General features: G+C 28.7%; 15 protein-coding genes. 12 read left to right on the forward strand and 3 right to left on the reverse strand.

Features of this window, described 5'->3' with window-relative positions:
- Window positions 1-45: 45 nt before the first annotated feature.
- The 10 genes from AVENP_RS02660 to AVENP_RS02705 all read left to right on the forward strand — a co-directional run bounded on the left by AVENP_RS02660 (window position 46) and on the right by AVENP_RS02705 (window position 7795).
- Window positions 46-738, forward strand: coding sequence for a pentapeptide repeat-containing protein (locus AVENP_RS02660; RefSeq protein ID WP_128357739.1), 693 nt, complete (start codon window positions 46-48; stop codon window positions 736-738).
- Between the two features lie 91 nt (window positions 739-829).
- Entirely contained in the window at window positions 830-904 is a 75-nt protein-coding gene (gene pqqA, locus AVENP_RS16075; protein WP_128357823.1) for a pyrroloquinoline quinone precursor peptide PqqA, read from the forward strand.
- A 123-nt stretch (window positions 905-1027) separates the two neighbouring features.
- Window positions 1028-1939 (forward strand): pyrroloquinoline quinone biosynthesis protein PqqB, encoded by a 912-nt coding sequence (pqqB, locus tag AVENP_RS02670; protein WP_128357738.1) that lies wholly within the window; start codon window positions 1028-1030, stop codon window positions 1937-1939.
- A 20-nt stretch (window positions 1940-1959) separates the two neighbouring features.
- Window positions 1960-2667 (forward strand): pyrroloquinoline-quinone synthase PqqC, encoded by a 708-nt coding sequence (pqqC, locus tag AVENP_RS02675; protein WP_128357737.1) that lies wholly within the window; start codon window positions 1960-1962, stop codon window positions 2665-2667.
- A 4-nt stretch (window positions 2668-2671) separates the two neighbouring features.
- Window positions 2672-2929 carry a pyrroloquinoline quinone biosynthesis peptide chaperone PqqD gene (pqqD, locus tag AVENP_RS02680; RefSeq protein ID WP_128357736.1) on the forward strand — a complete coding sequence of 86 codons (258 nt, stop codon included), beginning with the start codon at window positions 2672-2674 and terminating at the stop codon, window positions 2927-2929.
- On the forward strand, window positions 2922-4028 hold the full coding sequence (pqqE, locus tag AVENP_RS02685) for a pyrroloquinoline quinone biosynthesis protein PqqE (protein ID WP_128357735.1): 1107 nt from the start codon (window positions 2922-2924) through the stop codon (window positions 4026-4028). The genes pqqD and pqqE overlap by 8 nt, the downstream gene beginning before the upstream one ends.
- 84 nt (window positions 4029-4112) lie before the next feature.
- On the forward strand, window positions 4113-5198 hold the full coding sequence (potA, locus tag AVENP_RS02690) for a spermidine/putrescine ABC transporter ATP-binding protein PotA (protein WP_128357734.1): 1086 nt from the start codon (window positions 4113-4115) through the stop codon (window positions 5196-5198).
- Entirely contained in the window at window positions 5191-6030 is an 840-nt protein-coding gene (locus tag AVENP_RS02695; RefSeq protein WP_128357733.1) for an ABC transporter permease, read from the forward strand. Before potA ends, AVENP_RS02695 begins: the two co-directional genes overlap by 8 nt.
- Window positions 6027-6782 (forward strand): spermidine/putrescine ABC transporter permease PotC, encoded by a 756-nt coding sequence (gene potC, locus AVENP_RS02700; protein WP_128357732.1) that lies wholly within the window; start codon window positions 6027-6029, stop codon window positions 6780-6782. Before AVENP_RS02695 ends, potC begins: the two co-directional genes overlap by 4 nt.
- Window positions 6779-7795, forward strand: a complete 1017-nt coding sequence (locus AVENP_RS02705) for an ABC transporter substrate-binding protein (protein WP_128357731.1) — start codon at window positions 6779-6781, stop codon at window positions 7793-7795. Before potC ends, AVENP_RS02705 begins: the two co-directional genes overlap by 4 nt.
- A gap of 42 nt (window positions 7796-7837) precedes the next feature.
- On the opposite strand, the gene AVENP_RS02710 is transcribed toward AVENP_RS02705, so the two are convergent.
- Both AVENP_RS02710 and AVENP_RS02715 read right to left on the reverse strand, forming a co-directional pair.
- Window positions 7838-8497: a response regulator transcription factor gene (locus AVENP_RS02710; RefSeq protein ID WP_128357730.1), complete on the reverse strand. Its 660-nt coding sequence runs from the start codon at window positions 8495-8497 to the stop codon at window positions 7838-7840.
- Window positions 8494-10401 carry an FIST N-terminal domain-containing protein gene (locus AVENP_RS02715; protein ID WP_128357729.1) on the reverse strand — a complete coding sequence of 636 codons (1908 nt, stop codon included), beginning with the start codon at window positions 10399-10401 and terminating at the stop codon, window positions 8494-8496. Before AVENP_RS02715 ends, AVENP_RS02710 begins: the two co-directional genes overlap by 4 nt.
- A 221-nt stretch (window positions 10402-10622) precedes the next feature.
- Here AVENP_RS02715 and AVENP_RS02720 point away from each other — a divergent pair, with 221 nt between their 5' ends.
- Both AVENP_RS02720 and AVENP_RS02725 read left to right on the forward strand, forming a co-directional pair.
- Window positions 10623-12119 (forward strand): aldehyde dehydrogenase family protein, encoded by a 1497-nt coding sequence (locus AVENP_RS02720; protein WP_128357728.1) that lies wholly within the window; start codon window positions 10623-10625, stop codon window positions 12117-12119.
- Window positions 12120-12201: 82 nt separating this feature from the next.
- The gene (locus tag AVENP_RS02725) at window positions 12202-12585 is read left to right on the forward strand and encodes a DUF779 domain-containing protein (RefSeq protein ID WP_128357727.1); all 384 of its coding nucleotides are present in this window, start codon (window positions 12202-12204) and stop codon (window positions 12583-12585) included.
- A 52-nt stretch (window positions 12586-12637) separates the two neighbouring features.
- Here AVENP_RS02725 and AVENP_RS02730 read toward each other — a convergent pair whose 3' ends face one another.
- On the reverse strand, window positions 12638-12856 hold the full coding sequence (locus tag AVENP_RS02730; RefSeq protein WP_108557958.1) for a cold-shock protein: 219 nt from the start codon (window positions 12854-12856) through the stop codon (window positions 12638-12640).
- Window positions 12857-12889: the final 33 nt, after the last annotated feature.

Here is a 12889-nt window from a genome sequence, read left to right on the forward strand (position 1 = left end):
TTAATTAACAGATAGTTTCGTGCTATCTGTTATAAAAGGTAAATAATGAAGAGTTTAATTTTAATAATTACTTTATTTTGCATAAGTTATGCACAAGATGAGACTTATCCTACTATTAATGGGTGTAAGCTTGAACCCTATGCAAATTGTTCTAAAGTTGATTTAAGTAATCAGAATCTCAGAGATTTAGATTTACAAAATAGTAATTTTGAAGGTGCAAATTTTGAAGGTGCGATATTGGATGGAACGGATTTAACTAAAGCAAATTTAAAAAATGTAAATTTAAAAAATGCAAATTTACGTCATGCAATTTTAAGTCAAGCAGATATGTTAAAAGCAAATTTAGAAAATGCAAATTTAGCAAGGGCAGATTTAAGACATACAAATCTAAGAGCAGTAATTGCTTATAATGCAAATTTTGATGGCATAAAAGGATGGGCGCTTTTTGGACAAGGTTCTAAATATGATGGTTCAAGTTTTCATGGAGCTGATTTAAATTTTGCAAGAATGAGTGGTTCTAGTATGAAACATTGTAATTTTCAAGCTGTAAATTTAGAAGCTGCATGGATGACTACTATTAATTTTGAAGGATCAAATTTTGCTAATGCAAATTTACAAGAAGTAAAGCTTTCAAATTCTTCATTATTTAAAGCAAATTTAACGGGAGCTAGAATTCATTTTGCCAATTTAGCTGATGTTTTTATGGAAGAATGTATAAATTGTCCTATAAATTGGTGATTCTATAGTAAAAATAAAGGGCTATATTCGGGCTATATTTGTACTATATAATTTCTTTAAATAATTAATCTTAAGAAAGGAGGAAACTATTATGAAATGGGAAAAACCGATGTTCGTTGATAATAGATTTGGTTTTGAAGTGACGATGTACATTTGTCATGAATAATAGATAAAAGCAGTTTGTTAAGTTTAAATTTAGTTTTAGCAAGAAAGAGTTTCCTCTTTCTTGCTTTTTGATAATTGAGTCTATTGTGAATATATTGATTTATCAAAAATAATAGGATGTTTTATGAGAATAGAAGTATTAGGTTCAAGTGCAGGTGGTGGACTGCCTCAATTTAACTGTAATTGCGATAATTGCAAAGGTTATAGAGAGGGAAAAACTACAATAAAAAGAAGAACACAAAGTTCAATTACCATAAGTGAAGATGGAGAGAACTGGGTTTTGTTTAACACAAGTCCAGATATTTTAGAGCAAATTCATAATTCACCATTTTTACATCCACAACAAAGACGTGAGACAAAAATAAAAGCAATCATTTTTATTGATGCTCAAATTGACCATACAACTGGACTTTTGATGTTAAGAGAAGGATGTCCTCATCCTGTTTATTGTACAAAAGAGGTTCATGAAGAACTTAATACTTCTTTTCCTTTGTTTAAAATGCTTGAACATTGGGATGGTGGTGGAACTATTTATAATGAAATAGTTTTAAATAAAGCCTTTGAAATTCCAGTTATGCCAAACCATGAGTTTTATGCAATGCCTTTAATTTCAAATGCTCCTCCATACTCAAAATATAGAGACAAACCAAGGGATGGAGATAATATTGGAGTTGTTGTAGTAAATAAAAAAACTGGAAAAAGACTTTTTTATCTTCCAGGTTTAGGAGTTGTTCAACAACATATTATTGATGAAATGGCAAAAGCTGATGTTTTATTAGTGGATGGAACTGTTTGGACAAATGACGAAATGATAAAAAATGGTTTTTCAACAAAACTTGGAACTGATATGGGACATTTACCTTTAAGAGATAAAGGTGGATTGATTGAAATATTAGACAAGTTAGAAAAACCAAGAAAGATATTAATACATATAAACAATACAAATCCTATCTTAGATGAGGCAACACCTGAATATAAAGAACTTATATCCCATGGTATTGAAATATCTTATGATGGTATGAGTATAGAAATTTAATTTAATAGTAGGAGAAAAAAATGGCTGAGCTTTTAAGTAAAGAGGACTTTGAAAAAAAATTAAGAGATATGGGAAGAATGTATCACATTCACCATCCTTTTCATATTAGAATGTACAAAGGGGAATGTACAAAAGAGGAGATTCAAGGTTGGGTTGCAAATAGATTTTATTATCAATGTATGATTCCTATAAAAGATGCAGCGATTATGTCAAATTGTGATAGTTTGGCTGATAGAAGAAAATGGATTGATAGAATCACAGACCATGATAGTGTTGGTGGTGGAATTGAAGCTTGGTTGGAATTAGGTGAGGCAGTTGGACTTGATAAAGAAGATTTAATTTCTCATAAATTTTTATTACCATCAGTTAGATTTGCTGTTGATGCTTATGTGAATTTTGCTAGACGTTCTCCTTGGAAAGAGGCTGCAATGTCATCTTTAACAGAGATGTTTGCCCCTGAAATTCATCAACAAAGATTAAATACTTGGCCAGATAATTATCCTTGGATTGAACAAAAAGGTTTAAGATATTTTCAAAAAAGATTAAGTGAAGCAAGACGAGATGTTCAACACGGTCTTGCAATCACACTTGAAGAGTTTAATACTCCAGAACTTCAAGCAAAAGCAGAATCAATTTTACAATTTAAACTTGATATTTTATGGACAATGTGTGATGCTTTATATTTAGCATATGAATTAAAAAAACCACCATATTTTAATTGCAAGTAATAAAATGAAAAAAATAAAACTAAATCCAAATTTCCAGTTTCAATGGGAAGAGAAACAAAACTGTTATGTATTGTTATATCCAGAAGGAATGGTTCAATTAAATCAAAGTGCAGGGGAAATTCTAAATCTTTGTGATGGAAATAATAATGTAGAAGATATAAATAAAATCTTGTGCAAAAAGTTTGAAATTGAAGATTTAACACAAGATATAAATGCTTTTTTAGAAGAAGCACAAAATAGAAATTGGATAAGTTATGAATAATGAAATAAAACCACCTTTATGGATTCTTTTAGAGTTAACTCACAAATGTCCATTGGAGTGTGCATACTGTTATAATCAACTTGATTTTGCAAAAACAAAAGATGCTATGAGTAAAGAAGATTGGTTTAGAGTAATGGAACAAGCACGAGAAATGGGAGCTGTTCAGTTAGGAATCTCAGGTGGTGAACCTTTATTAAATAAAGATGTTGTGGAAATTGTAAAAAAAGCTAATGATTTAAAATTTTATACAAACCTAATAACTTCAGGTGTTGGAGCTCCAAAAGGTGTGGTTGCAAAACTTAAAGTTGCTGGACTAAAAACTGTACAACTTGGAGTTCAATCACACGATAAAGATACAATGACACTAATTACAAACAACAAAAATTCATACGATGAAAAAATAGCTTTTGCAAAAGAGGTAAAAGATGCAGGTCTTCAACTTATTGTAAATACTTGTATCACTAGACAAAATATTCATCAAGTAGGTGAGATTATTGAGTTTGCAGAAAAGTTAGGGGCAAATTATCTAGAGATTGCAAATATTCAATATTATGGTTGGGCACTAAAAAATGTAAATGCACTTTTACCATCACAAGAGCAAATTAGCGTTGCAAGAGCAGTTACAAATCATTATAGAAATGAAAGAAAAGATATGAAAGTATTTTTTGTAGTTCCTGATTATTTTGCAACACGACCAAAAGCTTGTATGAATGGTTTAGGAACAACATTTTTAACAATAAATCCAGATGGAATAGCACTTCCATGTAATACAGCAAATACTCTACCTTTAGAATTTCCAAATGTAAAAGAGTTTTCAGTTGAAGAAATTTGGAATGAATCAGAATCTTTTAACTATTTTAGAGGCGATAAATGGATGAAAGAACCTTGTCGAACTTGTGATGAAAAAGAGAAAGATTTTGGAGGATGCCGATGTCAAGCCTATGCACTAACGGGTGATATGAATGCCACTGATCCTGTTTGTATAAAATCTCCAAATCATGGAATTATAAATAAAAAAATTGAAGATAGTGTAATACATTCAGATGATAAAATCATCTATAGAAATAGACTAAATTCTTTAAACTTAAGCAATAGTTGATGACAATCTAATTACAAGATAAAAAGTCAAGATTAATTATATTTATGTTAATCTCAAAAAATTTTATTTTAGGATTTCAATGATATGAACAAAGGCTTATTTGTACTAAAAGATTTATGTAAGAATTATGAAAATACACCCATATTAAAAAACATAAATTTGGATATATTTCAAGGAGAATTTCTTACACTTTTAGGCCCTAGTGGCTGTGGGAAAACAACAATTATTAGACTTCTAGCAGGATTTGAAAATCCTGATGCGGGAGAAATTCTTTTAGATGATAAAAATATCAATCATCTTCCCCCTGAAAATAGGGCAATAAACACCGTTTTTCAAAGTTACGCACTTTTCCCTCATATGAATATTTTTGATAATGTTGCATTTGGTTTAAAAATGAAAAAAATGCCAAAAGAACAAATCAAAATAGAGGTAGAAAATGCCCTTTCTATGGTTAAATTATCACAACATATGTATAAAAAACCAAGTGAATTAAGTGGTGGACAACAACAACGGGTTGCAATTGCAAGGGCTGTTGTTAATAAACCTTTGATTCTTCTTCTTGATGAGTCATTAAGTGCTTTAGATTATAAGCTTAGAAAAGAGATGCAAATTGAGCTTAAAATGCTACAAAGAAAGCTAGGAATTACTTTTTTATTTGTAACCCATGACCAAGAAGAAGCTCTTTCTATGTCTGACAGAATTGTTGTTATGAATAAAGGAAATATTGAACAAATAGGGACTCCAAAAGAGATATATGAAGAGCCTAAAAGTCTTTTTGTAGCTCAGTTTATTGGAGAGGCAAACTGTTTTGAAACAAAAATTGTTGAGCAAAAAAATGAAGCAGTAATTTTAAAATATAAAGAAAAAATATTTAATTTAAAAACAAAAAAAATATTTAATGAAACTTGTACAATTCTTATTCGGCCTGAAGATTTTAGAGTTGAAAAAAACTTTGAAGATGTAAAATCAAAAAACTATTTTGTTGGAGAACTTGAAAATATTATTTATAAGGGAACTACGATTGATCTTTTAGTAAAACTAGAAGATGGAAAAGAAGTAATAGCAAGTGAGTTTTATAATGAAGATAGTGATGCTTTAGGTTATAAAATAGGTTCGAAACTGTTTCTTTATTGGGTTGATGGTTGGGAGGTACTTTTAAATAATGAATAGACTCTCTTTATTTGCAAAAATATCAGTATTTTCAGTTGTATTTTGGCTTTTATTATTTGCATTATTGCCAAATTTACTTGTATTTGTAAGTAGTATTTTAACAAAAGGTGATAATGATTTTTTAATTTTTACAGCATCAAGTGAAAGTTATTTAAAACTTCTTAATCCTACATATTTATCTGTATTTTTAGATTCATTATATATTGCAGTTGTTACAACTTGTATTACACTTGTTTTGGCTTACCCTTTTGCTTATATTATTGCAACTGCTCCAAAAAAGTTCAAGTTTTTACTTTTATTGCTTGTAATAATTCCATTTTGGACAAGTTCCTTAGTGCGAACATATGCCTTAATAGCAATTTTAAAGACAAATGGTCTTTTGAATACTTTTTTAATATGGCTTGGAATAATCAATGAACCTTTACAAATCATGTATTCACAAACAGCTGTATTTATAGGAATGGTTTATACATTACTTCCTTTTATGATTTTACCTTTATATGTATCTATTGAAAAAATTGACTTTAGATTAGTTGAAGCTGCAAGAGATTTAGGTGCATCAAAATTAAATACTTTTAAAACTATTATTATTCCTTTATCTCTTCCTGGAATAATTGCTGGAAGTACTTTAGTATTTTTACCAGCACTTGGAATGTTTTTTATACCAGATATTTTAGGTGGAGCAAAAGAGTTAATTATTGGAAGTTTTATACGAAATCAATTTTTACAATTTAGAGATTGGCCATTTGGATCAGCAGCATCGGTTGTTTTATTAATCATAATGTTCATTATGTTAGCTCTTCTTGCAAAAGTTCAAAAGGATAATAAATGAGAAAACTATATTCAAGTTTTATTTATACTCTTTTATATTTTCCAATAATCGTATTAATAATTTATTCATTTAATAGTTCAAAATATAGTGTTGCATGGAAAGGTTTTAGCACTATATGGTATGAAAACTTAATGTCATATGATTCACTTCTTGAAGCTGCATGGCACTCAATTAGTGTAGCTTTTGTATCAGCAATAATTGCTACAATTCTGGGAACTCTTGGTGCTTTAGCACTTTTTAGATATGACTTTTTTGGAAAAAAATTAATGCAATCATTGGTTTATGTTTTAATCATGTCCCCTGAAATTGTGATGGGAATTTCACTTTTAATGTTATTCGTTTTTATATCTTTGCCGTTAGGATTTATTACATTGCTTATTGCTCACATTACATTTTGTTTGCCTTTTGTAATTGTAACTGTAATGGCTAGATTAAATGGCTTTGATAAAAATATTATAGAAGCTGCAAAAGATTTAGGAGCTTCGGAATTTATTACATTTACAAATATAATTTTACCAAATATCATCCCTGCAATCATTGCTGGATTTTTATTAAGTTTAACCTTGTCATTTGATGATGTGATTATTAGCTTTTTTGTAACAGGACCTGATTATGAAATTTTGCCATTAAAAATATATTCAATGGTAAAACTAGGAGTTAAACCTGAGATAAATGCACTTTGTACAATCATGTTTATTTTCACATTGCTTATGGTATTATTTACCCAATTTTTAATTAAGGAGAAAAAATGAAATTAATTTTTATTTTTATGTCACTTGTTTTGACACTTTTCGCAAATGAAAAAGTGCTTTATGTATATAACTGGTCTGAATATATGCCCGATTCTGTATTGAAAAACTTTACAAAAGAAACAGGTATAAAAGTTAAGTATTCAACTTATGATTCAAATGAAGCTATGTATGCAAAAATCAAAACGATTGGTAGTTCAAGTTATGATGTTATAGTCCCTTCAACTTATTATGTAAATAAAATGAGTAAAGAAAATTTGTTAGTAAAACTTGATAAATCAAAACTTCCAAATTATAAAAATCTTGACAAAAAACTTTTATCAAGACCATTTGACCCAAATAATGATTATTCAATTCCTTATGTATGGGGAAGTACTGGAATTAGTTATAACGCTAATTTAGTAAGTGAAAAAATTGATTCATGGAAAAACTTATGGAGTCCAGAATATAAAAATAGCATTCTTTTAAATGATGATATGAGAGAAGTTTTTGGAATAGCACTTAAAATTTTAGGATATTCTTCAAACTCAACAAATCCAAAAGAGATAGAAGAAGCTTACAACAAATTAAAAGAACTTTTACCAAATGTAAAAATGTTTTATTCAGAATCTCAAAAACAAGTGTATTTAAATGAAGAAGTAAAACTTGGAATGAACTTTAATGGTGAAGGATTTATGGCAAATGAAGAAAATGAAGCTATAAAATATATCTATCCAAAAGAGGGTGCTCTTTTATGGATTGATTCTTTAGTTATTCCAAAAGGTGCAAAAAATATTGATAATGCTTTAGCTTTTATCAATTATTTATTAAAACCTGAAGTATCAAAAATAATTAGTGAAGAGATTGGTTATGCCTCTCCAAATGCAAAAACTTTAGAACTTTTAGATGAAAAAACAAGAAATAATAGAATGATTTATCCAAATGAAGAAGATTTAATAAATAGTGAACTTCAATTAGATGTAGGTGAAGCTTTACCTGTATATGAGAAATATTGGGAAAAGTTAAAAACTAACTAATCTATTTCTATAAAGCTATCTTCAAAATATTGAAGATAGCTTTTATTCTGGTCTTTCAATCATATAACCACTTCCTCGAATATTTTTAATAAAATCTTCCCTTAAAACGGTTTTTACTCTATTTACTTCAGCTCTTATTGTTGCATTATCAATATAATCATCATTCCAAACATAGGTTCTAAACATATCGTATTGAACAACTAAACTTCTATTTAAAGCAAGAAGTTCAATTATTTGAAGTTGCCGTTTGGGTAAAATATGAGGCTCGTTGTTGAATAAAAGTGTCATGTTTTCTGAGTCAAAACTATAATGTTTTGATAATCTTTTATGTCTTTGTGGAACTATTCTTGTTTTTAGAATTTTATTAATTCGTAATGTTAGCTCTTTTAAATGAAATGGTTTTTTTAAATAATCAAAACATCCCAAATCAAAAGCTCTTGAAATCTCTTCAATATCAATTAGTGCAGAAATATAAATAGTTGGAACCATTCTTTTTTGTTCATGTAATCTTTCTAAAATTTCGAAACCATCAATATCAGGAAGATTTATATCTAAAATTAATAAATCAAATTTTTCTTTTTCTAAAATTTCTAATGACTCCATTCCTGTTTTTGCACTTATTATCATATGTCCTGTGGAAGCAATGTATTCTGTTATCATTTCATTTAACATAATATCATCTTCAACTAATAAAATTTTCATAATACTCCTTTAAAAGTGTAAGTGAATGAAGCCCAATTTTCACCTGATTCTAGTTTTATTCCAACATTTTCTTCACTACAGATTCTTTTTACTAAATTTAATCCAAGTCCAAAACCTTCTTTTGAAACTTCTTCTCTATAATACTCTTCAAATATTTTTTGAGGATCTAAAATCTGAGCAGAACGACTCTCTATAATAAAATCACAATCATTTTTTGAAACTCTTAGAATTACATATATTGTCTCATTTGGTAAAGTATATTTAATAGCATTTGTAAGATTATTATCAACAATTCGTTGAAGTTTTATTTCATTAAAATTTAAAATGATTTCATCAAAGTTGCAGATAAATTCAAATTTCGATTTAAACTTAATAGCTGTTTGTGTATAAAAATCAATTCTACTTCTTACAAAATCTTTAATATTTATTCTATGAGTTGCTGGATTTACTTGGTCTTTTTTTACTAAATAACTTAAATCATCATAAATACTAAAGATATTTTTCATAGCAATTTCAATATTGGTTAGATATTTATTTTTCCCAAATTGAATTTCAAACATATCAATATTTCCCATTATAATTGATAATGGAGTATTTGTTTCATGAATAGCATATTTTAAAAATTGTTTTTGAGAAGTAATTAAATTTTGAGCATAAGTATTTCCAATTTCTAACTCTTTTGATTGTTTATTATAATCTTGAGAAGATTGTTGAATCAGGTGTGTGAGTGCTTGTAAACTTCGCGCATGATCACTTAATGTTGTATCTTTTAACTCTTTATCATTATCTTCATCATCATTTTCTATCTCTTTTTCACTAAGTGCAAGTACTGTTAGTGTTTGATTAAGTAACTCATTATGGTCATGGTGATGATAAAATTCACCATATGTAAAAAATCCAGCTGTTGTTGCAATTTGTGAAAAAGGGCTAATTTCAACATCTATAAGATTTGGCATATATCTTCTTCTTGCCATACATGCGTAAATAAAAAACGATTCTGTATTTTTTATTTTACATTTGTTAAATAAAGATTTTAAGGGATTATTCATCATTAGTTCAACATTCCCAAAACCTAATTTTACAATATCACCTTTATGTAAGTTTCCAGCAAAACTTAAACTTCCATCTTCATGTTTAGCAATAACTGCACGTGCTAGTGGAATATTGTTCTTTTGAACAATTAATGGAAACTCTATTCCCGTTGCTGGAAGCGATTTAGCAACATAAGTTCCTAAATATTTTTCATAAAAATCAAGAGGAGTTAATCCAGCAATTTTATAGACTCTATTTCCTTCAACTTCCTCAATTTCATGCTCTATTCCAATTGGAGACCAGTTAAAATTGTAAGCATTACATACTTTTAAATCATCTGAATTAAAAGATACTCCAACTGAACCTCTTGTTAGAATATTATTTTGAGATGAAATAAAAGTTTGAGTAAAATGAGCATTATCTCCAGCCATTCCACCTGAAACCAAAACACTACTATTAATTGATGCAATTCCATTTAAAAATTCTTCCCCGTTTGTTGTTCCTCCATCTGTGAATGTTAATAATAGTTTTGTATTTTCACAACATAAAGTTTGAGCAAGTAATACACCATTTTGAAAAGAGTCTTCTTCGTCAATATGAATTGTTTTTAATGTAGTTCTTTCAAAAGTAGAGATTGAAATTACTGTTTTAAGTGTAGTAATCTCAGCATTGTTTATCTCTCCATCTGTTGAAGAACCAATACAAATAGCATGTGGTAGTTGTTTTGTAAGAATATTTAATATCTCTTCTAGGATATTTTTTTTATCTCCGCAAAATATCTGAACTAATATGTTTTTTTCATGCTTGAATAATGAAAAATCTATTAATTCATCTAATGGTTTGGTGTTTAGTGTGTAATTATATGTTTTCATAAAAAAATTGTAGCAGATAATTTAAAAAAATCATATAGAAAAATTTGATTAAAAACTCGTAAAAATGGTAATTTGTAACAAAAGTTATCATTGCTATACTCATGCTATACTATGGCTTTATTCATGCTATACTTATGATGTAGAATTTCAGTATGTGAAAAGTTAAGTTAATAAAATTATTGACACTTTTTAAAATATTAATTAATAAAAAGGATATTAAAATGATTTACAGTAAACCAACATATAAAGCTCAATATGAGAACTTCATCGGTGGAGAATGGATTGCTCCAACAAGTGGTGAATATTTCGATAATATTTCTCCTGTTGATGGTGAAATCTTAACAAAAATTCCAAGATCAAATGAAGCAGATGTTGAAGCTGCAATTCTTGCTGCTGATAAAGCATTTCAATCTTTTAAACACACATCAGTTGTTGAAAGAAGTAATCTATTAAATAAAATGGCAGATGCAATTGAAGCAAATTTAGAAAAACTTGCAATTGCTGAAACTTTAGATAATGGTAAAGCTATTAGAGAAACTTTAAATGCTGACGTTCCTTTAGTTGTTGATCATTTTAGATATTTTGCATCAGTAATTCGTGCAGAATCAGGAACAGTTTCAGATTTAGATGAAAATACAATTTCTCAAGAAATTCATGAACCATATGGTGTTGTTGCTCAAATTATTCCTTGGAATTTCCCATTATTAATGGCTGCTTGGAAATTAGCTCCGGCAATTGCTGCTGGAAATTGTGTTGTTATGAAACCAGCAAGTGCAACTCCAATGTCAATTTTATTATTAATGGAAGCAGTACAAGATGTATTACCAAAAGGTGTTATTAACATTATTAATGGTGCGGGTGGAAAAATTGGTAAATTCCTTTCAACTCATCCATTAGTTAAAAAAGTTGGATTTACTGGTGAAACTACAACTGGTCAATTAATTATGCAATATGCAACTGAAAATATTATTCCTTCAACTTTAGAACTTGGTGGAAAATCACCAAATATCTTCCTAGAATCAATCATGGACGCGGATGATGAATTCTTTGATAAAGCAATTGAAGGTTTAGTACTATTTGCATTTAACTCAGGAGAAGTTTGTACTTGTCCATCACGTGCATTAATCCAAGAGTCAATTTATGAGCCATTTATGGCAAGAGTACTTGAAAGAGTTAAAGCAATTAAATTAGGAAATCCTTTAGATACAGAGTGTATGATGGGTGCTCAATGTTCTTTAAATCAAAAAGAAAAAATTACTGAATATATCAAAATTGGTAAAGAAGAGGGTGCTGAATTATTAATTGGTGGAGATGTTTATGAATCGCAAACTAATCCAAATGGCTATTATATTCAACCAACACTATTCAAAGGTCACAACAAAATGAGAATTTTCCAAGAAGAAATTTTTGGACCTGTACTTGCTGTTACAACTTTTAAAGATGAAGAAGAAGCATTAGCAATTGCAAATGATACAATTTATGGATTAGGTTCAGGTGTTTGGTCAAGAGATGCTCATCAATTACATAAATTTTCAAGAGGAATAGAAGCTGGAAGAGTTTGGGTAAATTGTTATCATATATATCCATCACATGCATCATTTGGTGGATACAAAAAATCAGGTATAGGAAGAGAAACTCACATGATGATGTTAAACTCTTACAGACATACTAAAAATATTTTAACTTCTTACAATAAAAATAAATTAGGATTCTTTTAGGATTTAATTCTAAAAGAAAAATATAAAAAACCCATAGAAAGTTCTCCTCTATGGGTTTTTTTCGTTGTGTAAAGGATATAAAATGTCAACACAAAGAGTAGATGTAACACCAGCAGCTGCTGAAGTTATAGAAAAATTAAAAGAGTTACATGGTGAATTAGTTTTTAATCAAAGTGGTGGTTGTTGTGATGGAACGGCTCCTATGTGTTATGAAAAAGGCGATTTTTATGTTCCTAGTCGTAATATAAAAATGGGTGAAATCTGTGGTTGTGAATTTTTTATAGATAAAGATCAATTTGAGTATTTTAAACACTCTTTTATAACTATAGATGTAAGAGAAGAAAAAGCTGCTTTTGGAAACTCTTTTTCCTTAGAAATAGATTTAGGGTATCAATTTATTACAAAATCAAGAATTTTTACCGATGATGAATATAGACAGCTATTAGAAGAAGAAAAATTACAATAAAAAAAAGGGAAAGAGTAAAAACTCTTTCCCTTTTTAAATAGTAAAGCTAAAATTATAAAGCTGTTACATTTTCTGCTTGAAGACCTTTTTCACCTTGACCAACTTCAAAAGTAACTTTTTGACCGTCATTTAATGAAACTCTTCCATAACCAGAATTGTTGATGTTTCTGTAATGTACGAATACATCTTTACCACCATTTTCTTGCTCGATAAAACCATAACCTTTTTCGCTATTAAACCATTTAACTGTTCCGTTTACTAATGTTGCCATTGTAACCCCTTTTTTTTTAAAATACTTCATTTC

This window comes from Arcobacter venerupis (assembly GCF_013201665.1).
Taxonomy (GTDB): domain Bacteria; phylum Campylobacterota; class Campylobacteria; order Campylobacterales; family Arcobacteraceae; genus Aliarcobacter; species Aliarcobacter venerupis.

Coding starts and splice junctions, on each gene's coding strand:
- AVENP_RS02660 (WP_128357739.1), top strand. CDS start 46: ATGAAGAGTTTAATTTTAATAATTACTTTATTTTGCATAAGTTATGCA.
- pqqB (WP_128357738.1), top strand. CDS start 1,028: ATGAGAATAGAAGTATTAGGTTCAAGTGCAGGTGGTGGACTGCCTCAA.
- pqqC (WP_128357737.1), top strand. CDS start 1,960: ATGGCTGAGCTTTTAAGTAAAGAGGACTTTGAAAAAAAATTAAGAGAT.
- pqqD (WP_128357736.1), top strand. CDS start 2,672: ATGAAAAAAATAAAACTAAATCCAAATTTCCAGTTTCAATGGGAAGAG.
- pqqE (WP_128357735.1), top strand. CDS start 2,922: ATGAATAATGAAATAAAACCACCTTTATGGATTCTTTTAGAGTTAACT.
- potA (WP_128357734.1), top strand. CDS start 4,113: ATGAACAAAGGCTTATTTGTACTAAAAGATTTATGTAAGAATTATGAA.
- AVENP_RS02695 (WP_128357733.1), top strand. CDS start 5,191: ATGAATAGACTCTCTTTATTTGCAAAAATATCAGTATTTTCAGTTGTA.
- potC (WP_128357732.1), top strand. CDS start 6,027: ATGAGAAAACTATATTCAAGTTTTATTTATACTCTTTTATATTTTCCA.
- AVENP_RS02705 (WP_128357731.1), top strand. CDS start 6,779: ATGAAATTAATTTTTATTTTTATGTCACTTGTTTTGACACTTTTCGCA.
- AVENP_RS02710 (WP_128357730.1), bottom strand. CDS start 8,497: ATGAAAATTTTATTAGTTGAAGATGATATTATGTTAAATGAAATGATA.
- AVENP_RS02715 (WP_128357729.1), bottom strand. CDS start 10,401: ATGAAAACATATAATTACACACTAAACACCAAACCATTAGATGAATTA.
- AVENP_RS02720 (WP_128357728.1), top strand. CDS start 10,623: ATGATTTACAGTAAACCAACATATAAAGCTCAATATGAGAACTTCATC.
- AVENP_RS02725 (WP_128357727.1), top strand. CDS start 12,202: ATGTCAACACAAAGAGTAGATGTAACACCAGCAGCTGCTGAAGTTATA.
- AVENP_RS02730 (WP_108557958.1), bottom strand. CDS start 12,856: ATGGCAACATTAGTAAACGGAACAGTTAAATGGTTTAATAGCGAAAAA.